Origin of the sequence: Affinundibacterium baiyunense, assembly GCF_018139645.1 — a bacterium.
Lineage (GTDB): Bacteria > Pseudomonadota > Gammaproteobacteria > Burkholderiales > Burkholderiaceae_D > Undibacterium > Undibacterium baiyunense.
Genome location: NZ_JAGSPM010000008.1, coordinates 191228 through 215262, shown reverse-complemented (window position 1 = coordinate 215262; position 24035 = coordinate 191228). Strand labels below are relative to the sequence as shown.

The following is a 24035-nucleotide window of genomic DNA, read 5'->3' as shown; positions in this document are numbered from 1 at the left end:
TCTCCACTTTATCCAAGCTTACTTAGTCTTACGCAATCATATTCAGCCAAATTCAGTCTCAACAAGGAACATTTCTGATGAACGACCTAATTCAAAAAGCAAGACAACGCGGCCAAGAACAAAACTTGGCTTACGCCGGCGCGGTAACACCGGAAGAAGCATTTAGTTTGATACAACAAGATCAAAGCGTAGTTTTGGTTGATGTACGCACCAATGCTGAAAGAGATTGGGTTGGTCGCGTGCACATCCCAGAGTCACAACACAAAGCCGTCCAGTGGAGTTTGTACCCTGGCGGCGCACCTAATCCAGACTTCATGAAGCAATTACAAGACGCCGTTCCTGACACTAATAGCGTGATTCTGTTTCTATGCCGTTCTGGCGTGCGATCACGTCATGGTGCTCAGTTGGCAAGCGAACATGGATACACCGCATGCTTCGACATCCTGCAAGGATTTGAAGGCGATAAAGATACACACGGTCATCGCAAAACGCTAGGTGGGTGGTGTTCAGCAAATTTACCTTGGTTGGGTGCCTAAGAAATAATTGCAATACCTAATGCAAGTTGGAATTACCCCCTTTTGAACGATAAGAAGTAAGTTAATAAAAAAACCGCTACGCATTGTGATGCGTAGCGGTTTTTTCAATTGGATTTCGATATTAAACGATAGCACTGAAATCCAACAATGACTTATTTAAATTTATAACTAGCAGAGACACTCACGACGCGACCAAATAAATTTAGAGCGTGGTTGTATCCTTCCCAACCATAAGGATCATAGAATGGTTTGGTATTGAGTACATTCTTGATGTTCATCCCCAAACGCAAGTCCTTAATCGGCGTCCAACCCAAACTCAGATTCACGGTCTTGAATGCAGGCGCGCCGCCACAATGCGTAGGCTCTACCGCAACGCCAGCTGCTTTACAAGTTTGAGGATTATTATTCAAAGCATCATTCTTGTCATAAGCCCACTTGGTACCTCCGGTGTAATTCACAAATAAGCTACTTGTAAAATCACCATACTGCCAACTTAAGTTCAAATTTGCACGCAATTTTGGATTGCCATAGTAGCCAATATAGTTTTGTGAAAAACCATATCCATCATCGCCGTTGTAAGCATTACGATTCATAATCGTTGCGGATGAACCCAAATTCAGCTTGCCGTAAATTCCAAGATCAAAGCGAGCATGGGCATCCACATCGAAGCCATCAATCATAGTGCGCCCACGATTCATGTACTTGTTCGTCAGCCCCGCCAAAATCCCAACCGAATACTTCGGCACGCCACCGGCGCAAGCACTCGCGTTTGCCGGATTAGCACACATACTCGCTACGGCCGCCATATTTGCCTTATCAAAATCAGTGATCGGTGCGCGCACTGCATTTGGTGCACCGATCAAGGCAGGACCATATTTTTCAACCGCTTGATCATATACTTCGGTAAAGTCTTGACGCACGATTTCATTGCGACGATAAACAAACCAGTAGTCAAGTGAGATATCGAATTGCTTGCTGGCTTGATAGACCAACCCGAGCGTACTAATCTTGGCTTTTTCTGGCTGTAAGTTCGGATTTGGAGGCGTCAATCCGCCGATATTGATACTGCAATTTGAGTTCAGCAATGACTTGCCTAGTTCTTGATCTGTCGGTGTCACTGATTTAATCAACAAATTAGCGATCGCATTTGTTTCGTCACAGCGCACTTTGTCGCGCATGCCGCCACGCTGTGCATATACGCCACCAACGCCAGACTCTGCCAAATTCGGTGCACGGAATCCTTGCGAGTACGTGCTACGTACCAAGAGATCGCTGACTGGACGATAAGTAACTCCAATCTTCGGTGCGATATTTGCGGAGAAGTTTGGATACTTATCAATACGTGCAGCAGTGTTCACTTCAAGATTTTTTGCAAGTGGAAAAATTGCTTCACCAAACACTGCAGAAATCGTACGTGAACCATCAAACCATGAGCCGCCTTGTTGAGTGATTTTACCGTTTGCAGCATCTTGATTACCTGGCGTTTCAAACTCTTCGCGCATCAGATTCACACCAATGGCTGCTCGTGCATCTCCACCAGACATCTTAAATAAGCTGCCTTCTAATTTCGCATCCCATGTAATTAGTTTTGTCCAAGATTGAATATCAAAAGTTGGATAGGCTTGACGTAATAATTCAGCATTCTTGTCACTAATCACGCCAAACTGATACGCTGGATTGTCCGCGATATACGTACGTTTGGTTACAGGATCAACAGTGAAAGGACCAAAAGCTTTTTCAAATCCATCTTTGTTGACATTAATCGTTTGATACAAAGTTGAGTGACTGCCTGCGACCGCTAAAGCAGATTCAAAATCCCACTGACCAATAGAGCCGCGTACACCCGCCATTGCACGATACGTTTTATCGGTATTTTGTTGGCCGAAATGCCCTTTCGCATCTTGCATTAAATACGTCAAACCTGCAGCGCCTCCCATTTTATCTTTGAGTTCTTGACTCATATTTTTTAGGTAGACATTGTTCGGTCCTAGGTAGGGATATGTGAAAGTATTCAATGTGGTACCTGTATTGCGTGAATACCAGTTCGCTGTGCCACCACCACTACTAAATGAACGCGGGCCATTTTCACCACGCATATCAATATCTGTATAAGCCACTTCAGCAAATCCTTCCCAATCTGGGGAGAGATTCATGCGTCCGCTGACAAAAATAGTGGCACGATCTGAGGTCGGTCCAGTGTCTAATGCATACGGCAAAGTATTCCATACACAACGCGTGCCTGATCCTTCAGTAATGAAAGTCGAGCAACCAGGAGCTGCCTGTTGATAGCGTTTGTTATTCGCGTTTTTATCGAATACAAATAAGGTTCCTGTGTTTAATACTCCCGGTTGGCTACCTTCGGTAATCCGGAAATTGCTAATGTAAGTTGGATTGTTTTTGTAGAACTGTGCTGGGCGTTTCAGATACGTATCTTCTAAAGCGATACGATCACGTTTATACAAATTCACCGACGCATAGACGTTGTAATTATCTTTCGCCAAATCACCATATCCAAATAATGCACTGGCTTGACGCTCACCATAGGATTTAACATCACGCGAACTATCAATCGTCGCACTCGCTTGCAAACCACTATACGACTTCTTTGTAATGATGTTGATGACGCCAGCAACAGCATCCGATCCATACACCGCAGAAGCACCGTCGGTTAACACTTCCATTCTTTCAATCGCAGCTGCTGGAATCGCATCGATATTGACGAATTGCGTTTGAAATCCCTCTGGTGCGCCATAGAAAGACAAGCGACGACCGTTCAATAAAATCAAAGTTCCCTGCGCGCCCAAGCCCCGTAAGTTCGCTTGTGAGGCACCATCAGAGCCAGTAAACATCGAGCGAAAATCTTGCTGCGCTGGACGTGCTGCTGGCAAGTTATCGAGCACTTGCATTAAGGTACGTGCGCCCATGCTCTCAATTTCTTTGGCATCGATAATTTGCACGGGCGACGCAGTCTCCGCATTCACGCGTTTGATGCTCGACCCTGTCACTTCTACCTTCTGTACTTTTTCTTGCTTCTTATCTTCATCTTCCGCGGCAAAGCTACTAGAAGCAAATCCTATCGCGAGCATTGCTGCGGCAATCTTAGTCAATCTCATTGGTATCTCCTATTTTTGGTTAAGTCATCTCATCATCAATGATTCAAATGCATCATCCGATTGCAGATAGCACCTCGGTGCATATACGGCGGCAAGCATGGATAAAATGCCGACAAGTCAAAGAATAAATGGGAATAGAAAAAGCCAACAGCGACAAATAATTAAGCGCACATCAAGTAAAATTTTATGAAAATAATCGCGAAAAATGGCGAGCGATCTTCGAGAGAATCCGAAGCAATTCAAAATACGAAGCGCGTGAATTTGCGCACACGATTCATGACGACGTCATCATTACAATGCGCATTTGCGAAAAGAAATTAATCAAAAAAGAGCGTGCGTTAAAGCGTATGAATGTCGAAGAAAATCGACACCAGCAGCAATCGATTTTTCAGAGAATAAATCGCAGCAAAGTTTCAATCATCAATTTATGTATACAATGATTTCCACGCATTGATATATGCATCAGCGCGTTCTTTCACTTGTGCGGCGGCATCATCAGCTTGATATAAATTGGAACCAAGGCCAAATCCATTTGCGCCTGCCTGAACATAAGTTGACATCCCTTCAGGCCGCACGCCACCAACAGGCAAACATAAGCAAGACTTTGGCAACACTGAGCGCCATGCTTTTAAAACCGATGGAGGAACACTTTCTGCAGGAAATAATTTTAGTGCGTCAGCCCCATGCTCCAATGCTGCAAAGGCTTCCGTGAGCGTTGCAACACCAGGAGTACAAATCATGCCGCGTTGTTTCGCAGCTTTGATAAGTTTGATATCAGCGTGCGGCATCACAACCAAGCGCCCACCAACTTGGTGTAATTGATCTAGCTGTTCTTCATTCATGACAGTGCCTGCGCCAATTAAACAATTGGAAGGTAAGTCTTGCACCAACAAAGAAATACTGTCAATCGCATTAGGTGAATTCATCGGCACTTCGATACAACGAAATCCCGACTGCACAAGTACGCGGCCAATTTCTACGCTTTCATGCGGATGAATACCACGTAAAATCGCAATCAATGGAAGTTCTTTAAAGTAGTCTGATATGTGCATATAAAAACCTAAACAACCAAAACAATCACAGCAATAAATGAATCGAATACATCAAATGAATCAATTTAACCCTGCTTCAACCGCAACTATAGAGAAGCCGATTCACCAGTCGCAGTGTAACCAATTCTGATTATCAAGAACATCGAGATAAATTATCGATCTCATTTAGATTTGTTTAATCACTGACCAATTTATTCTCGCAATAATTCACCCGCGAGTTCGGTACTCTCTTTTAAGGTTTGCAACACAATATTTGATCGGATATCGAGCACGCCAGTGGTTTTGTATAAGCGCTCAAGAACGAAAGCGGAATAGTGTTTTAAATTGCGAGCACGTACACGCAATAGATAGTTCGCATCGCCGGTGATGATGTAAGAACCGACAACCTCTGGCCAGCTTAGCAGCGCTTTTGAAAAGTTCTCATGCCATTGTTCAACATCACGTCGCATTGTGACCTGTACAAATGCATCCACTTCCAAACCCAATACATTGGTATCGAGCACCGCGCGATAGTGACTGATCACACCACTCTCTTCGAGTGCGCGCACACGGCGCAAACATGACGAAGGCGAGAGGAATACCCGCTCCGCTAAATCTTGGTTGCTAATACGCCCATCTGCTTGCAATAGCTGCAGGATCTTTAAATCGGTAGGATCGAGATTCATTGAATTTTTACGTCACTTATCAAGCATAAAGCAACATATTATTCTAATTTATCGATAAAACCCGAAGAATTTTGCAAGAACGCATCAAGAATTTCGACATAAAATATGCCGTCTAATTCGATCAACTACTTCTGAAAATACACAAGCAAATAGACATTTCAAACATATCGACTAAGCTCTACTGTATTTCCTATCGTTGCCTTAGCCCATTCATTATTCATATAAAACCCTATGACTAGCATTGACCAACTATATTGCAAAACGCTTGACCAAAACGATCCACTGGCTGCATTACGTGAGGAATTTAATCTTCCCGCGGGCATGATCTACCTTGATGGTAATTCGCTCGGTGCACAACCGAAAGTCGCCTTTCAACGAGCACAGCAAGTAATTCAAGAAGAATGGGGCAACGACCTGATCAAGAGTTGGAACAAGGCGGGCTGGTTTGATCTGCCTTCGCGCTTGGGCAACTTGCTTGCACCGCTCATCGGTGCGGATGCAGATGAAGTGGTGATAACCGACTCGACCTCAATTAATCTATTTAAAGCGATCGCCGCAGTTTTGAACATACAGTCCAAGAAAGCGGATGCCAACACACGCAAAGTTATCGTCACAGAGCGCAGCAATTTTCCGACCGATATCTATATGGCAGAGGGATTAACGCAATGGTTAGATCGTGGCTATCGCCTGCATTTAATCGACTCAGCTGAAGAATTGAGCAAGGCCATCAACCAAGATACCGCCTTAGTCATGCTTACGCATGTGAATTATCGTAGTGGCGCCTTACATGATATGGCGGCAGTCACGGCGATGGCACACGCACATGGCGCACTATGTTTGTGGGATCTCGCCCATTCGGCAGGCGCAGTTGAGGTCAATCTACAACAAGCAAACGCTGATTTCGCGGTGGGCTGTTGTTACAAATATTTAAATGGAGGTCCAGGTGCGCCGGCTTTTATTTGGGTACCGAAACGACATCAAGCTGATTTTCATCATCCGCTAACGGGTTGGTGGGGACATGCTGCACCATTTGCGATGCTCCCATCATTTACCGTCACGCCAGACATACGCCGCGCACTTTGTGGCACACAGCCTATCGTGTCCCTCGCAATGATCGAATCTGGTTTGCAAGTGTTCGCCAAGACATCGATGGCAAGCGTGCGCCAAAAATCCTTGGCATTAACCGATTTATTTATTCAATTAGTAGAAACACGCTGTGCGCAACATCAACTCGAATTGGTAACGCCGCGTGAACATGCACAACGCGGCAGCCATGTCAGTTTTACACATCAACATGCTTACGCGGTGATTCAAGCGCTAATTGAACGCGGTGTTGTTGGCGATTATCGTGAGCCAGGCATTATGCGCTTTGGCTTTACTCCGCTTTACACCAGTTATACAGACGTTTGGATCGCAGTCGAAATTCTGCGCGACATTCTCGACTCACGCAGTTATAACACCAACATACAACGTAATGCGGTGACTTAATCTAGTGACTCATTTTAGTGCCTTAATTAAGTGAATCACCAAGCAATCATCCAAACAATCAAGAGATATTTATGACGACAGATCACACACAAAATGAGAACAAATGTCCGATGTCTTGGCATGGTGCCAAACTCGATTTCAGCAAAGATATGAGCTATGGAGATTATCTCGGCCTCAATCAAATCCTATCAGCGCAACATCCCTTATCACCAAACCACAATGAAATGCTTTTCATCATCCAGCATCAAACGAGTGAGTTATGGATCAAATTGATGCTGCATGAATTGCACGCTGTACGACAACAAATCCGTCTAGGTGAGCTGCCGCCTGCATTCAAAATGCTGTCACGCGTAGCGCGTATCATGGATCAGCTAGTTCATGCATGGGACGTGCTGGCAACCATGACACCAAGCGAATACACTGCGATTCGCCCCTACCTTGGCAATTCATCGGGTTTTCAATCACATCAATACCGCGAACTAGAATATTTGCTGGGAAATAAAAATGCGACCTTGCTGCAAGTGCATGAAAAAGCACCAGAAGCACATGCTAGCTTAGAAGCGGCCTTAAATTCACCGTCGATTTATGATGAAACCATTATGTACATGGCACGTAACGGTTTTCAAATCGATCCCGCGCGCTTGCAGCTAGACTGGACCAAGACTGTGGTTGCCAATGATTCGGTTAAACTAGCTTGGCAACAAGTCTATCAAGCGCCCGAGCAGCACTGGGCATTTTATGAACTAGCGGAAAAACTGGTGGATATGGAAACCTCCTTCCGCATTTGGCGCTTCCGCCATGTCACGACGGTGGAACGTATCATTGGATTTAAAACTGGCACAGGCGGTACCGCTGGTGTCAGCTATTTGCGCAAAATGCTTGATGTCGTGTTGTTTCCAGAGCTGTTCTCGATACGAACCGAACTATAAAGCCGCATTTCTTCTCATTTAGCTAAGAAACCCCAAAGACTAAATAAAGATAGAACGAAGCTTAGTTAATAATCTAGCTTCGTTCTATCTTTAGTCATTGTTACTAGCTTTATCATTGCTAGCAATATCCTCTCACTCCTTCCATCCAAAAAATCATCAATTCAATGTGAATCAGTACACATTAATCGAATTTTTGCGATTAATTATTGGCAATAGACAGTTGCCGCAAAAGCCAGGCTGGGCTCGATTAATATATTTAAGCATGCTTCAATGTTGCAAAAATGCCGCACTGCACAGATGTTTCAATAAGATTTTCTGGGTAAATATATTTAAGAATATTTGGTAGATAGAGTTGCGATTCACATTCGATTTCATGCAAGAAATTGAGTTGGCACAAAGCAATTTAGATGCTCGGAACACGTCTATACAAGTCTGAAAACACGAAAATCCGCCTAAAAAGCGATAAATCCACCAGAAAATTAAACAACGTAATGCGATCAAGATGTTAATTTAATAAAAATAAAATTTCCTACTTCCATCACGATTGGTATGGAATTGGACTGCATCTAAACAATCCAGATCTAAAAATATTGATGAATTTGCCAGCTTGACACTCAAGCGTGTGGAATGGTCTCATCGCAAATGAATGTTTTTCTCATGTTAATTAAATAGAAATAGTTCGAGTTGTGTACGTAGTGATTTGATAAAAATAAAAACTAATGGGATTTTATCAAATGCACAACGAAAACCTTGCTTTTTAATTCAACATTCAGCACGAGATGCATTTCAAACAAGTCCTACACCCAAGAAAAGTTTCAAAAACTCGTTTTGTTGTTCATTAACTGGAGGAAGTTAACATGGTAGAAAAGATCTTATCCCGTTCTGTACGCCTGATGTTTATTGGTGGCGTCGCAATGGGAGCTGGTATGCTTGCACAACCAGCATTCGCACAAGATGCGACACCACAGCGTATCGAAATTACTGGTTCTTCAATTAAGCGTATTGCTGTTGAAGGCGCATTGCCAATTCAAACTTTGTCTAAAGCACAAATCGAACAATCTGGTGCAAATACTGCTGCAGATTTGATCGCGTCTTTACCTTCCATGCAAGGTTTCGTTACTTCCTCTACATCTATTAACGGTGGTGGTGGTGGAACACAAACAGCATCTATCCACGGTATTGGCGATGGCTATACTTTGGTTTTATTAAATGGTCGCCGCGTTGCGCCATTTACTACAGGTTCTACAGTCAACTTGGCAAATATTCCGTTGTCAGCAGTTGAGCGCGTTGAGATTCTAACTGACGGTGCGTCTGCGTTGTACGGTTCAGATGCGATTGCTGGTGTGGTTAACTTCGTTTTGAAGAAAAACCAAAAAGATTACAACATCGAATTCACTTACAGCACACCGCAAGAATCCTCCAAAGGTAAAACAACGAACTTCGCCTTATCCAAAGGATGGGGTGACTTGAATACTGATGGCTACAATATCTTGTTAGCATATAGCCATGACGAACAAGCCGAATTGAATGCATCTGATCGCGCATTCTCCGCAAAAGGTGGTGTGACACCGTTTAAACACAATGGCAAAGACTACACAATGTACATGTTGAGTAGTAACTCCATCCCAGGTAATGTGAACTTAACTGGCGGTACCGTTGCCAACTTCAACCCGTATTTGGCGACGAATGGCACATGCCCAGCAGAAAATACTTTTAAAGTTGGTACACGCTGCTTGTTTAACTACGGTGCAACTGTACAGTTATTGCCAGAGTTAAAACGCGATAACTTTTTGGCGAACGTCAATGTCAATATCAATGACAATTTGAAATTCTTCGCTGAAGGTATGATGACTAAGTTCACTAGTCGCGCTGCTTACGCACCTCCAGCACAACCATTGGGTATTGATCTGAACAGCGCACTGTGGAAAAACACTGTTGCACCAGCTTTGATCAAACAAGGTGGTGATCCAACTAAAGTGACACGCGCATCAATGACTTTGCGTTTGGTTGATGCAGGTCGTCGTACTGATGACTGGAAAACAGAATCCAAACATTTAGCAACCGGTTTCGAAGGCACATTTAAGAACTGGGATTACACAGCTTCTTACGTATTCTCCGAAAACAAAGCAATTGACTCTGCATATGCTGGCTACACAAGTGGTGAAAAGCTGGATGCCTTAATTAAATCTGGGGCATGGAATCCATTTACTGCACCAACAGCAGCATCAAAAGCAGCATTAGCTCCTGCAGTGTTAAAACAAGTTTTAGATGTTTCAACTTCACAAATTAACGTAGTTAATTTGCGCGCATCCAAAACAGACTTATTTACATTAGCAGGTGGCGGTGCAAGTTTAGGCTTGGGTACAGACTTCATGAAACAAACTTTTGTTTCTAATCCAAGTGCAATTGCACAAGGTCCTAACAAGCAACAACCAAATTGGACAGACGTTAACGTTGGTGGCGGCACTGGTGCTTTACCAGTTGACAGCTCACGTAACAGCTGGGGTGCGTTCGCAGAAATGTTCTTGCCTGTTGCGAAAAACTTTGATTTGACAGCTGCAGCACGTTACGACAGCTATGATGCAGTCAAAAACGCAAAGAACTTTGATGATCAAGGCAATTTGTTGTCACCAGCAACTCAAGGTACAAAACAAAGTTCCGCAACTTATAAATTAGCTGCTGCGTTCCGTCCAACAGATTCCGTTTTGTTACGTGCATCTTATGGTACTGGCTTCAAAGCACCGACAATGTTGAATATCACTCAACCGATTGCAAACGGTGGTTCATCTAACTTCTTCCCATGCCCAATTACATCTGGCCCATTGTTGCCACTGTGCACAGGTACAGCAGAGTACAACTTGTTAACAGGTGGTAACTCAAGCACAGGTTCAACTGCATTGAAACCAGAGAAATCAACTCAATGGACTTTGGGCTTCCGTGTTGAACCAGTACAAAGCTTGTCTATGGGCTTCGACTTCTGGAATGTTCAGTTGAAAGATCAGATCAAGACATTGTCACAAAGCGAAGTGTTCTTGAACCCAGTAAAATATGCAGCATTGTTCTCTGCATATGCTGATCCAATTCAAAAGCAAGACGTTATTGCAGCAACCTTGACACCATTCAACTTGGCTAAAGCACAATTCCAAGGTATTGATTGGGATCACACATATCGCGCAGCGATCCCTGCTGGCTACGGTAAATTGTCCTTCAACTGGACAGGTACTTACATGTTGAAAGCGGATTTGGATTCTGGTGTAAAAGGTGATCCAATCGAAAAAGGTGTTGGCAAGTTCAACAAGTACAATGATGTTACTTTCCGTGTGATTTCACGTTTGGCAGCAAACTGGAAACCATCAGATCGTTACACACATACCGCAACGATTGGCTATCGCTCAGGCTACAAAGATTCAGTCATTACTGCTGATGACGGCGCAGTTCGCTTCTTGAATGCTGACGGTACGCCGGGAGACTACACAGGCGTGACACGTAATGTGAAGGCTTACTACACATTAGATCTGCAATCAAAAGTTATCTTCAGCAAAAACTTGACGATCACTGGCGGTATCAAAAACTTGCTTAACCAAGATCCTCCATTCTCTCAACGTATTGAAGGTGGTGGTAACCAATTAGGTTACGATGGTCGTTACACAGATCCATTGGGTCGTCAATTCTACGTAGTTGGCAACTTGAAGTTCTAATCTAACGAATCAAAAAACTGAAGTAGCAACACGCAAAAGCCCCAGATTTATTCTGGGGCTTTTGCATTTTTGGCGTCTATCATTGCAATCATCAAGACCATGGTTCAGACAGCGATATATCACCCAAATAGCATAAGAAAATGGGAACTATGAGCGAGCCATTCGGTCTGAATTGCGTCACATTTCAAGAGCATCGTTCATTCCTTGATGAATAGCGATGACTTCGACACTTACTAAAACAAAGAAAGAGGAACCCATGCGAAATCGTATCTTAGTCGCCATTATTTCAAGCTTATTTGCATCTTCGGTATATGCACAAACTGGCTCCCAAGCCATGCCAACAGAAACAAAAAAAGTACAAAATCAAGCAAGCAAAAACAAAGCATCTGCGAAAAAATTACAATCTGGTATCGACCTACAATGGATAGATAAAAGCGTACGTCCACAAGACGACTTTTTCCGCTTTATGTCAGGAAAATGGTTGGACACGGTAGAAATTCCAGCAGATCGCGGCCGTTACGGTGCCTTTGACCAATTAGCAGAAATGTCTGCAAAACAATCGGCTACCATCATTCAAAATTTGGCGACACAAACTGAATTAAAGCCTGGTAGCAATGAACAAAAAATTGCTGATCTTTACAATAGCTTCATGGATGAAGCGCACTTAGAAACGCTAGATATCAAACCATTGCAAGCTGACTTTGCGCGTATTCAACAATTCAAAGATAAAGCAGATCTAGCACCGATGCTTGCATACTTAGCGAGAATTAGCGTTGGGACCCCGATTGGATCGGGTGTTACGCAAGATGCGAAAGATTCTTCAAAGTACACTGTGACAGTCAATCAAGGCGGTTTAAGTCTGCCGGATCGTGATTACTACCTTAAACAAGACGATGCTAAATTTAAATCGATAAGAGATGCTTATGTTGCGCACGTCGAAAAAATGCTGACGATGGCGGGCATCAACAATGCGCAACAAGCTGCCGCGGCCATTTTGGCATTTGAAACAGAAATCGCAAAAATCCAATGGAGCAATGTAGAAAATCGTAATCCAGTAAAAACCTATAACAAAGTAGAGATCGCCAAACTCGGCGACTTGTTATCAGGATTCGATTGGAACCAATATTTTGCCAATATGGGTACAGGTGGCAAAACAGATTCTGTGATCGTGCGCCAACCAAGCTATTTAACAGGCTTAAGCAAACTGATTCAAGATACTCCAGTGGAAACCTGGCAAGCTTACTTTAACTGGCGTGTACTCAATGCCTACGCTCCTTACTTGAGTAGGCGCTTTGTTGATCAAGATTTTGCTTTCTCAAACGGCACATTGCGCGGCATCCCGCAAAACCAACCACGCTGGAAGCGTGGTGTTAGCCGCGTAGAAGAAAGCCTGTCCGAGGCCTTGGGTCAACTCTATGTTGCAAAACACTTCCCTGCTGAAAACAAAGCGCGTATGCAAGTGCTCGTCAACAATTTGCTGATCGCCTATAAGCAAAGTATCGAGACCTTACCGTGGATGGGCGAAGCAACTAAGAAAGAGGCGCTGACAAAATTATCTAAATTCACGCCAAAAATTGGTTACCCAGATAAATGGCGCGATTACAGTAAATTGACGATAGTTAAAGGCGATTTAATCGGCAATATCAAAGCTGGTCGTGCATTTGCGTATCAACGTCAAGTCGACAAGCTCGGCAAACCAGTTGATCGTAGCGAATGGGGTATGAGTCCACAAACGGTGAATGCCTATTACAACTCACGTCAAAATGAAATCGTCTTCCCTGCAGCGATCTTGATGCCACCATTCTTCAACCCTGAGGCGGATGACGCGGTTAACTATGGTGGTATTGGTGCAGTCATCGGTCATGAAATTGGCCACGGTTTCGACGACTCTGGTAGCCAATCCGATGGCGATGGTAACTTACGCGATTGGTGGACTGCCGAAGACAAAGCCAACTTTGGAAAAGTAACCGATGCCTTGGTTGCACAGTACGGTAACTACAGCCCTATAGAAGGTCATAAGGTAAATGGTAAATTGACTTTGGGTGAAAATATTGGCGATAACGCGGGCTTGTCTATCGCTTATAAAGCATATCAATTGTCGTTAAAGGGTAAGAAGCCGCCTGTGATTGACGGTTACACTGGTAATCAACGTGTCTTTATGGGTTGGGCGCAAGTGTGGCGTGGCAAAGCGCGCGACAAAGAAACCATTCGTTTGCTGGCGACCGATTCGCATGCGCCAGGTATGTTCCGTGCAAATGGCCCTTTGACCAATATGCCTGAGTTCTATCAAGCATTTGATGTGAAAGAAGGCGATAAGATGTATGTGGCACCGGACAAGCGTATTCGAGTCTGGTAAGCATATTCCGATTCGTATGTTCTGATAAGCGCCAATTAAACTTGGCGCTATCTTAAAGAAGAAAGCGGATAAATTTATCCGCTTTTTTATTTTACTATCAACACGAAATCAAATTCGTCGCCAAACCTGCCAATGCTCTTTGCCCTCGAAAACAGCCAAAGAGTCACTAACTTTGACATTCTCTATGCACTCAAAATAAGGCGACATTAAACCAGCAAACTCTTTAACCGAGGTAAGAAACGGTGGTCCTTTTTTACTAATGCTCTCCGTCTCATCTAACAAAAAGTAGCCTATCAATTTTGCGCCCGACGGTAACAATTCTGCCCAGCGCCGCACTACCGCTTCACGTATCGCTGGCGGCAAAGCACAGAAAAACGCACGCTCATAAATCAAATCCAAAGGTCCTGCCGGTGTAAATTCAAAAAAATCAGCTTGTTGCACCTGCGCAGACCACGGTTCTACTTGCGATTTCGCAGCTTGCACTGCGGCAGCAGAAAAATCTATCGCCGTAACTTGCCAACCGGACTCACACAAAAAACCTAACTCATTGGCATGTCCACAACCGGGGATCAAACAGTTTGGCGTTGAACTCTCCGTTCGCTGAAAGGCACCGACAAAATCACGTAATGCCTGAGGTACTGCTGCAAAATTCCATGGTGTAAATCCTTGCGCAAAACGCTCATCCCAAAAGGTTGGATGATTCGGATCTCGACTAGAAAATTGCGCCGTCATACCACCGGAATCATAAAGAAATTAATATAAGAAAACGCTAAAACCACACCGACCAATATGCCCACACCAATATAAATAATCGCACGCAACAATGAGTTCGTCGCACGTTGTTCGGCGATCAAACTCGCCAACAATGCGTCGTTATTCCCACCCTCTGCTGCACGAGTTAAAGCTTGGTGTGCAAGACGTGGCAGCTGTGGAAAGATATGACTGTAACGTGGTGCTTCAGCGCGCAGTTTATCTACTAATCCACGCCAACCAACTTGCTCACTCATCCAGCGTTCAAGATATGGCTTTGCGGTTTTCCAAAGATCAAGATCGGGATCGAGTTGACGGCCTAAACCCTCAATATTCAATAAAGTCTTTTGTAGCAGAACTAACTGAGGTTGAACCTCGACATTGAAACGACGAGAAGTTTGGAACAAACGCAATAAGACCTGACCAAACGAGATATCTTTGAGCGGTCGATCAAAGATAGGCTCACAACAAGCACGCACCGCGGCTTCCAGTTCGTCAACACGCGTTTCTTTAGGTGCCCAGCCAGACTCAATATGCGCTTCCGCGACACGTTTGTAATCACGTCGGAAGAATGCTAAAAAGTTCTGTGAGAGATAATCTTTATCATAATCATTGAGCGTACCAACAATACCAAAATCAAGCGCAATATAACGTCCTAAAGTAGCAGACTCGACAGATACCAAGATATTCCCCGGATGCATGTCAGCGTGAAAAAAACCATCGCGGAAAATTTGTGTGAAAAATATCGTCACACCATCACGTGACAATTTCGCTAAATCTACACCTGCTTCCAACAGCTTATCGGTTTGCGAAATCGGAATACCTTTCATTCGCTCCATCACAATCACCGATGGTGAGCAATAATCCCAATACATTTCAGGTACGATCAACAAATCAGAATCAGCAAAATTACGACGCAACTGACTACCATTCGCTGCTTCACGCATCAAATCCAATTCATCGTGAAGATATTTATCGAATTCACCAACTACCTCTTTGGCTTTCAAGCGCTTTCCATCTGCCCACAAAAACTCTAACCAACCGGCGGCAATTTTCATCAAAGCGACGTCGCGATCTATCGTGTCCTTCATCCCTGGACGCAAGACTTTGACCGCGGCTTCGCGACCATCTTTGAGCGTCGCAAAATGCACTTGCGCGATCGAAGCGGAAGCCACTGGCACACGTTCAAAACTGGCAAATAATTGATCAGGATGTGCGCCCAAAGATTTAGTAATTTGCGCCACTGCCAAATCTGGATCAAAGGATGGAACGCGATCTTGTAACAAGGCCAATTCATTCGCGATATCAGGTGGCATTAAGTCACGCCGCGTTGACAGCACCTGACCAAACTTCACAAAAATTGGACCAAGTTCCTCTAAGGATTTACGCAAACGTTCGCCACGAGGTGCCGACAAATCGCGCCAGAAAAGCAATGTCTTAATCAGTTTTGCCGTACGTGGAATACGTAACCCCGACATCGCAATTTCGTCGATACCGTATTTCAATACGATGCGAATAATTTTAAACAAGCGTAAAGAATTTAAAATCATTGCTTGGTTACCTTCATTTTTTCTAATCTTTCTAAGCGCTTCATCATACGCTCTACATCATCACGCGTTTTGTTCACTTGCTCGCCAAACGCACGCACTGCTTGCGGTCTAACCAACATGGGATTTTCTTCTAAAAAATATTCTGCAAAATTTTCTTGCAAATGTTGATGGGTGCGTTTCGCACTTTCAACGACGCCTTTACCTGCTGCCACCAACCGTACCGCAGCGACGTCGCCGAATAATTTACTCAAATCATCTTCCACTTCCCAGCGCAGATCTTGGCTTAATTGGGACAAGGTATTGGCAAAATCGGCATCGCCCTCGATTTTTACGTATGACACAGCACGCTCACGATTCTGCGCGATCAAAGCCAAATCAGCGGGTTTGATTCGTAACACTACTTGATCTACCGATGACGAACTAGCGGCTTCAGCCGATTGCAATAAGCCATCAACGCCAATTGTTACGCGCAGCTGAAAAAGTTCAACGTCAATACAGGCTGTCTTGCCGGCGTGCTTTTGTAAGCGTGCCGCAGCCCAGGGCTCTTGCGCCAACAAGTGATTAACAAACAGAATAAAAGGAGTGGCAATCATAAGCATCAAATAAAAAACCGCGCATGACATCATGCGCGGCTCTTAGTTTAACAGCAAACCCTCAAAAGACCTTCAATCTAGCGCATTTGAGAAGCTGTAATCCGATACAAGTTTGTCCGAAGGCAAGGCAGTACCGATAATCGATAAAATCAACAATAAAATTAATTCAACTGCTGAATACCCGCCAACAACCAACCAGATTGGCCATTAATCGGTTTTGCCAAATTCCAAACTTCAGCAAACGCTTCTGGATTCGTCGCACCACCTTCTTTGATCATGCCAGAGAACTTGACGCTAGCAACATAATCATAAGCTTGTGTCTCAATACCTAACAACTCAGCATCCAATGTCACCACATCGGTTTCATTTTTTGCGTTGCCACGGTCTTGTAACTCTAACTTCATTTCTGCAAACATTTCTGGTGAAGTAAATTCACGAATGTCGTTAATATCGCCACGATCCCATGCCGCTTGCAAACGAATATAGTTAGATTTTGCATGACGCAAAAAGCCTGTCACATCAAAATCAGCTGGAATTGTCCAGTTGCCTTGATTTGCCGCTGGTGCAGAACCTGTAGTGTTCAAATTTGCTGTACCAGCTGGTGTAGTCGATGTATATGCGGTCGCTGGTGCGTGTTGCTGCACTGGATCAATACGTGAACCAATTTCTGGCAAAGCATTATTGTTCGGCACACCAGCATATGCAGGTTGTTGATTAAACATACTAGGCGCAGAAGCAGCTGTATTCCCTGCTTTTTTACGCGTGAAGAAGCGGTACGCCATGAAAACCAAAAAGCCGATCGCCGCAAAAGTCAAAATAGAACCTAAAGCACTTGCCAATGCGCCGCCCATGCCTAAAGACGAGAACAAACCAGCCAACAACGCGCCACCAATCAAACCGCCAATAATACCTTTCCAAGGCATTGATGGCTTAGGTGGAACAGCTGGAGTTGCTGCATTTGGGGCACCAGGTTTTGCTGCTTGTGCAGGATTGGCAGTATTTGCTGCTGGCGCTTTTTGTGTCACGTTATTTGATTGACGACCAAATGAACCTTTTTTACCCATACGCTGTGCTTCAGCGTCGGCAACGATCATGGTTGTCGTACCGAATAGCAATGCGATACTCAATAAAATATGTTTCATGCAAATCTCCTTTTATACTGCAAACAAAATACAAACTGCCTTCATATGAACTGCAATGAGCTGAGCTAAGCTCAAGCAATCTTATTACTTCAAATTCTCTAATCTAAACATCCAACTCCTTAGAATTGACTGCTCATAGCTTAATCCCTGTGTGTAACGCCGCCACACCCGCGGTCAAATTAAAATATTGCACGCGTTCCAAACCAGCATCTTGCATCATGCCTTTAAGTGTTTCTTGATCAGGATGCATGCGTATCGATTCTGCTAAATAACGATAACTATCTGCATCATTCGCAATTTTTTGTCCTAACCAAGGTAAAACTTTAAACGAATACAAGTCATACGGCTTTTGCAGAACTTCCGGCACTTTAGAAAACTCCAGCACCAGCAATTTTCCACCCGGTTTTAATACGCGACGCATTTCAGCCAAAGCCTGATCTTTATGCGTCATATTGCGCAAACCAAAGGCGACACTGACGCGATCAAAATAATTATCTGGAAACGGTAACTTCTCCGCATCGCACAACAAAGTTGGGGTAATCAAACCTTTATTCAAGAGACGATCACGACCAACGCGCAACATCGACTCATTGATATCGGTATGCCAAACTTCGCCCGTTTTACCGGCTTGCTTAACAAATTCTTTGGCCAAGTCGCCAGTTCCACCAGCGATGTCCAAAACTCTAAATCCAGGACGTACGCCTGCTTGGGCAATCGTAAAAATTTTCCAAATACGGTGCAAACCGGCGGACATCAAGTCATTCATCACATCATATTTGGCAGCGACCGAATGAAAAACTTCCGCTACTTTATGGACTTTTTCTTCTTCAGCCACCGTGGTGTAACCGAAATGGGTAGTCGTCCCATCCGTTTTATTTACTTGCTCGCTCATCTTGGTACTCTGCAGAGAATGAAAGATTAGGATTTCTACGCCTTGCTTCAGACTTGTCGACGAGACTGAAACGGCGTTACTAGAAATCGACAGGCGGGATTATAGAGCCGAATCGGGAATCCGACTCGGACTTAGGTCAATATTTCTGCGGTAGAAATTTCGAAAAATTACCTATGAACCGCATTTCGGTCCAGTTTTAGGTGCGGGAAGCGCGTCACGCCCTGTTTCACCCGCAAAACCAGCAGCTTGTAGGCGTGCCAAATAGTCTTGCCACAATACTGATTGATGTGTGCCTAGCCAATACAGGTATTCCCAGGTAAAGATACCCGTACTGTGATCATCAGTAAAAATTGGCTTAATCGCGTAATTGCCGACTGGCTCTATGCCGGTGATACTGACCAAGCGCTTACCGATTTGTAAAACCTCTTGTCCTTCACCATGGCCACGTACTTCAGCAGATGGCGAATACACTCGCATCAATTCAAATGGCAATTCAAAACGCTTGCCGTCATCGAATTCGATTTCTAGCAAACGTGAGACCGTTCTGGCGTTAAGTGCGGTGGGTTGGACTTTGTGGGAGATGGGTGGAGGCAGTTGGTTCATGTTTTTTATTCGATAGGGAATTGTTTTAGTCGACTGCAGGCGCGATTACTGTCATTCCCGCATGCTTTTAGCGGGAATCCAGTGTCTTGAGTTAATCAAGCTACGCCACTGGGCTCCTGCCTTCGCAGGAGCGACACCTAATATTTTTCCAATATTAATTAAGTCGCAAATTCGCGTCGTATAACATCACGCAATGCGGGTAGCAAAGCTCGTTTGGCCTCTACTTCGGCGGAAGTTCTATCCGTCGCCGCCCACACAGGATTCGGAAAATGCGCATCATCAAGATAGCGTGGAATCACATGCCAGTGCAGATGCGGCACCATATTGCCTAAGCTAGCCAAATTGATTTTATGCGGCTGCATCACATCACGAATCGCCTGTTCAACTTTGCACACCGCTTGCATCATGACGGAGCGATCAGGGATAGCTAAGTCTGTCATTTCTTTCACATGCGCATTCCAGATCACCCGACAAAATCCGGGGTAGTTCGCGTCGTCGATTAAGACGACGCGAAATTTTTCGGTCTTCACGATCAGCTCGCCGCCATCTACTTCACATAATTCACATTGCATGGATCTCACCTTATACCAGGACGCGTTCAATACCGCCGTTGTTCGCTTTGGCAACATACTCTGGCATCCATTCTTCACCAAGAATATGGCGCGCCATTTCAACTACGATGTAATCAGCTTGGGTGCCGCTATCGTCGTTGTAGCGTGATAGGCCTTGTAAGCACGATGGGCAAGAAGTCAAAATTTTCACATCGCCCTTGAAACCATCGTTACGCAATTTATCTGCGCCTTTTGTCATCTCTTCTTCTTTACGGAAGCGTACTTGCGTCGAGATATCAGGACGACTTACCGCGAAAGTGCCAGACTCACCGCAGCAGCGTTCGTTCTTTTCGATCTTCACATTATCGACCGTCGTAATCAGGCTATTGATGGTTTTGCCTGACTCTTGCAATTTCATAGGATTGTGGCAAGGCTCGTGATACATATAACGCGTGCCCGTGACACCTTCTAGTTTGACGTTTTTCTCCATCAAGAATTCGTGGATATCGACGATGCGACAACCGGGGAAAATCTTATCGAATTCATAGGTCGCGAGTTGATCGTAGCAAGTGCCGCAAGAAACGACGACCGTTTTAATATCGAGATAATTTAGCGTATTCGCCATGCGATGGAACAGCACGCGATTATCCGTCATCATTTTTTCAGCTTTATCAAACTGCCCAGAACCACGTTGCGGATAACCACAGCACAGATAGCCCGGCGGTAACACGGTTTGTACACCAACATTCCACAACATCGCTTGCGTCGCTAAACCCACTTGCGAGAACAAACGCTCCGAACCACAGCCAGGGAAATAAAACACTGCTTCCGTGTCTGCCGTGGTGGTTTGTGGGTTACGGATAATTGGTACGATTTTATCGTCTTCAATATCAAGCAAAGCACGTGCCGTCTTTTTCGGCAAATTGCCCGGCATTTTTTTGTTGATGAAGTGAATCACTTGTTCTTTAATCGGCGCCTTACCGACCGTCGCCGGTGGCGTTTTGGTTTGTGACTTGGCGAACTTTTTAAAGAACTCGTGGCCAAAGCGTTGGGCTTTATAACCCCAGCCTATCATCAGTTGACGCGTCGCATTGATGGTTGCTGGATCGGTCGCATTCAAGAAGAACATTGATGCCGCAGTGCCGGGATTGAATTTCTTTTGTCCCATTTTGCGCAGGAGATTACGCATGTTCATCGACACATCGCCGAAATCAATATCGACAGGGCAAGGATTCACGCACTTGTGGCAAACCGTGCAGTGATCCGCCACGTCAGAAAATTCATCCCAATGTTTAATCGAAATACCACGACGTGTTTGCTCTTCATACAGGAAAGCTTCAACCAACAAAGACGTCGCTAAAATCTTATTACGTGGTGAATACAAAAGATTCGCGCGCGGCACATGCGTTGAACAAACCGGCTTGCATTTACCGCAACGCAAACAATCTTTCACGCTATTCGCTATCGCGCCAATATCGCTTTGTTGCATGATTAAAGACTCGTGTCCCATCAAGCCAAACGAAGGTGTGTAAGCATTACGCAAATCGGCAGCAAAATCAGGCAGATTCAACAATTTGCCTTTATTGAAGCGACCTTCTGGATCGATGCGCAATTTGTACGCACGGAAATCTTTGATCTCGTCTTCCGTCAAAAACTCTAACTTTGTAATGCCAATACCGTGTTCGCCTGAAATAACACCGTTCAAAGAACGTGCCAATACCATGATGCGCGCAACCGCATGATGCGCCACTTGCAGCATGTCGTAATCATCGGAATTAACCGGTAAATTAGTGTGCACGTTGCCGTCACCCGCATGCATGTGCAAGGCGACAAAGACTCGGCTACGCAAGACTTTTTTATGAATCGTCGTGCATTCATCCAAGATCAATTTGAACGCAGCGCCGTTAAATATTTGACGCAAAGGCGCGCGCACTTCAGTCTTCCAAGAGATCCTTACCGTGCGGTCTTGTACCACATCAAACAAACGCGCATCTGGCTGCTTTTGCAAGCGTTGTTCAAATACGAAATCGAGTTTGTCTAAACCTAATTTATTCAACTCCACACGCGCGTCGCGCAAGGGTTGATCGAGTTGCGTCAACAAGTAGGTCCAACGCGCTGCAATATCACTCAGCAATTGATCCGCTTGTGAGACGCGATCTTCGAGCAATTCTGCTGCAGGAATATCGTCACCATCGGCATCTTCGCTTTTACCCAAAGGGAGATTGCCGCGCAGAACAAACTCTTTTAATTCGGCGATACAGGCGAGTTTATTTTGTATCGAGAGTTCGATATTGATGCGTTCGATGCCGTCGGTATATTCGCCCATGCGATCGAGCGGAATCACCACGTCTTCGTTGATCTTGAACGCATTGGTATGCTTAGAAATCGCTGCGGTTTTGGCGCGATCTAACCAGAATTTTTTACGCGCTTCCGGGCTCACTGCGACAAAGCCTTCACCGACGCGGGCGTTCGCCATGCGGATGACTTCGGAAGCAGCTTGCGCGACGGCGTTTTCATCATCACCGACGATATCACCGAACAATGCCATCTTAGGAATCACGCCGCGTTTGGATTTGGTGGTGTAGCCAACCGCCTTCAAATAGCGTTCATCGAGATGTTCCAAGCCCGCGAGTATCGCACCGCCTTTTTTGGTTTCGCCATCGAGGTAATCTTTAATCTCAACGATGCTAGGAATGGCATCGCGTGCTTGTCCGAAAAATTCCAAACAAACCGTGCGGGCAAATTTTGGCATGCGATGCAAAATCCAACGTGCAGAGGTAATTAAACCATCGCAGCCTTCTTTTTGTACCCCCGGCAAACCCGCGAGGAATTTATCGGTCACGTCCTTGCCCAAACCTTCTTTACGGAAAGTGCGTCCGGGAATATTCAACAGCTCTGTTTTGAATGGTGTCTTTTCGCCTGGATGGGTCCATTCCAATTGGAACTTCGCCACTTCCACATCATGGATCTTGCCGAAATTGTGCTCAAGGCGCGTGACTTCCAACCAATCGCCATTCGGATCGACCATGCGCCATGACGCCAAATTGTCGAGCGCAGTGCCCCACAACACTGCCTTCTTGCCACCGGCATTCATGGCAACATTGCCGCCTATGCAGGACGCTTCAGCCGAGGTCGGATCAACCGCGAACACAAAGCCCGCTTTGTCTGCCGCATCTGACACGCGCTTGGTAACCACACCAGCACCAGAATAAATGACAGCGTAATCACGATCCGCGCCCGGCAAGCGCAGCATTTCTACAGCGCCGAGTTGTTCAAGTTTTTCGGTGTTAATCACTGCTGACATCGGCGTCAAAGGAATCGCGCCACCGGTGTAGCCCGTGCCACCGCCGCGTGGAATGATCGTCAAACCTAGCGTGATACAGGATTTAACTAAGCCCGCCATTTCATCTTCGGTATCTGGCGTTAACACGACAAATGGATATTCCACCCGCCAGTCGGTCGCATCCGTCACGTGCGAAACGCGGCTCAAACCGTCAAATTTGATATTGTCTTTGGCCGTATGTTTGGCTAATAACTTACTCGCCTTTTTTCGCAGATCGTAGGTATCACGAAATTCTTTAGAAAAATCGGCCACCGCCTTGCGCGCTGCGTTCACCAAAATTTCCACCGAATTACTGCGATCCGCATCTTCGGCATTAATGGAGTCGGTGGCGACACGACGTTTTTCTACTTCGTGCAAACGATGATTCAAAGCGTCGATCAAAGCCTGTCGACGCTTGGGATTTTCCAGCATATCGTCTTGCAAATAAGGATTGCGGCGCACCACCCAAATATCACCCAGCACTTCGTACAACATACGCGCAGATCGCCCCGTCTGCCGTTTGCCGCGCAAACTATCGAGCAAACTCCATGCATCTTCGCCTAGCAAGCGAATCACGATTTCACGGTCTGAAAATGAAGTGTAGTTATAAGGAATTTCGCGCAAACGCACAGGCGCTGCGCTAGCTTGGGCATCGTTGTCGTGATGCGGTGGTAGTCCTAAATGGTGGGCTGGAGCATTCATCTGCAAATGGTTAGACGGATATTAAAAACTCATTCTAGCCTATTGCGCTGCACCATGCTGGATCAGCCTTTACTTTTTTGCGGGTATCTTTTG

16 protein-coding genes are annotated in these 24035 nt (G+C 45.1%); 5 read left to right on the top strand and 11 right to left on the bottom strand.

The window, feature by feature from the left end; translation table 11 throughout:
• The first annotated feature begins 77 nt into the window (after positions 1 to 77).
• Positions 78 to 536 (top strand): rhodanese-like domain-containing protein, encoded by a 459-nt coding sequence (locus KDM92_RS14115; RefSeq protein ID WP_212685091.1) that lies wholly within the window; start codon positions 78 to 80, stop codon positions 534 to 536.
• 152 nt (positions 537 to 688) lie between these two features.
• On the opposite strand, the gene KDM92_RS14110 is transcribed toward KDM92_RS14115, so the two are convergent.
• From KDM92_RS14110 to KDM92_RS14100, 3 genes are all read right to left on the bottom strand, one after another.
• Positions 689 to 3649, bottom strand: coding sequence for a TonB-dependent receptor plug domain-containing protein (locus tag KDM92_RS14110; protein WP_212685090.1), 2961 nt, complete (start codon positions 3647 to 3649; stop codon positions 689 to 691).
• 425 nt (positions 3650 to 4074) lie between these two features.
• Positions 4075 to 4701, bottom strand: coding sequence for a 2-dehydro-3-deoxy-6-phosphogalactonate aldolase (locus KDM92_RS14105; protein WP_212685089.1), 627 nt, complete (start codon positions 4699 to 4701; stop codon positions 4075 to 4077).
• Between the two features lie 191 nt (positions 4702 to 4892).
• Positions 4893 to 5366 (bottom strand): Lrp/AsnC family transcriptional regulator, encoded by a 474-nt coding sequence (locus KDM92_RS14100; RefSeq protein ID WP_212685088.1) that lies wholly within the window; start codon positions 5364 to 5366, stop codon positions 4893 to 4895.
• Between the two features lie 231 nt (positions 5367 to 5597).
• Between KDM92_RS14100 and kynU the strand changes: the two genes are divergently transcribed.
• The 4 genes from kynU (at position 5598) to KDM92_RS14080 (ending at position 13837) form a co-directional block, all read left to right on the top strand.
• The gene (gene kynU, locus KDM92_RS14095) at positions 5598 to 6854 is read left to right on the top strand and encodes a kynureninase (RefSeq protein WP_212685087.1); all 1257 of its coding nucleotides are present in this window, start codon (positions 5598 to 5600) and stop codon (positions 6852 to 6854) included.
• A gap of 71 nt (positions 6855 to 6925) precedes the next feature.
• Positions 6926 to 7783, top strand: a complete 858-nt coding sequence (gene kynA, locus KDM92_RS14090; RefSeq protein ID WP_212685086.1) for a tryptophan 2,3-dioxygenase — start codon at positions 6926 to 6928, stop codon at positions 7781 to 7783.
• A gap of 857 nt (positions 7784 to 8640) precedes the next feature.
• Positions 8641 to 11481 (top strand): TonB-dependent receptor plug domain-containing protein, encoded by a 2841-nt coding sequence (locus tag KDM92_RS14085; protein ID WP_212685085.1) that lies wholly within the window; start codon positions 8641 to 8643, stop codon positions 11479 to 11481.
• 256 nt (positions 11482 to 11737) lie between these two features.
• Positions 11738 to 13837 carry a M13 family metallopeptidase gene (locus tag KDM92_RS14080; protein ID WP_212685084.1) on the top strand — a complete coding sequence of 700 codons (2100 nt, stop codon included), beginning with the start codon at positions 11738 to 11740 and terminating at the stop codon, positions 13835 to 13837.
• A gap of 108 nt (positions 13838 to 13945) precedes the next feature.
• Here the strand turns inward: KDM92_RS14080 and KDM92_RS14075 are convergent, their stop codons facing one another.
• The 8 genes from KDM92_RS14075 to KDM92_RS14040 form a co-directional block, all read right to left on the bottom strand.
• Positions 13946 to 14569: a methyltransferase domain-containing protein gene (locus KDM92_RS14075; protein WP_212685083.1), complete on the bottom strand. Its 624-nt coding sequence runs from the start codon at positions 14567 to 14569 to the stop codon at positions 13946 to 13948.
• Entirely contained in the window at positions 14566 to 16137 is a 1572-nt protein-coding gene (ubiB, locus tag KDM92_RS14070; RefSeq protein WP_212685082.1) for a ubiquinone biosynthesis regulatory protein kinase UbiB, read from the bottom strand. The genes KDM92_RS14075 and ubiB overlap by 4 nt, the downstream gene beginning before the upstream one ends.
• Positions 16134 to 16730: a ubiquinone biosynthesis accessory factor UbiJ gene (locus KDM92_RS14065; protein WP_212685081.1), complete on the bottom strand. Its 597-nt coding sequence runs from the start codon at positions 16728 to 16730 to the stop codon at positions 16134 to 16136. Before KDM92_RS14065 ends, ubiB begins: the two co-directional genes overlap by 4 nt.
• Positions 16731 to 16891: 161 nt before the next feature.
• Positions 16892 to 17872 (bottom strand): Tim44 domain-containing protein, encoded by a 981-nt coding sequence (locus tag KDM92_RS14060; RefSeq protein ID WP_212685080.1) that lies wholly within the window; start codon positions 17870 to 17872, stop codon positions 16892 to 16894.
• A 133-nt stretch (positions 17873 to 18005) separates the two neighbouring features.
• A complete protein-coding gene (ubiE, locus tag KDM92_RS14055) occupies positions 18006 to 18764 on the bottom strand; it encodes a bifunctional demethylmenaquinone methyltransferase/2-methoxy-6-polyprenyl-1,4-benzoquinol methylase UbiE (protein ID WP_212685079.1) in 759 nt (252 codons plus the stop codon).
• Positions 18765 to 18935: 171 nt separating this feature from the next.
• Entirely contained in the window at positions 18936 to 19367 is a 432-nt protein-coding gene (locus tag KDM92_RS14050; RefSeq protein ID WP_212685078.1) for a gamma-butyrobetaine hydroxylase family protein, read from the bottom strand.
• 158 nt (positions 19368 to 19525) lie between these two features.
• The gene (locus KDM92_RS14045) at positions 19526 to 19939 is read right to left on the bottom strand and encodes an HIT family protein (RefSeq protein WP_212685077.1); all 414 of its coding nucleotides are present in this window, start codon (positions 19937 to 19939) and stop codon (positions 19526 to 19528) included.
• Positions 19940 to 19949: 10 nt separating this feature from the next.
• On the bottom strand, positions 19950 to 23942 hold the full coding sequence (locus KDM92_RS14040; RefSeq protein WP_212685076.1) for a DUF3683 domain-containing protein: 3993 nt from the start codon (positions 23940 to 23942) through the stop codon (positions 19950 to 19952).
• Positions 23943 to 24035: the final 93 nt, after the last annotated feature.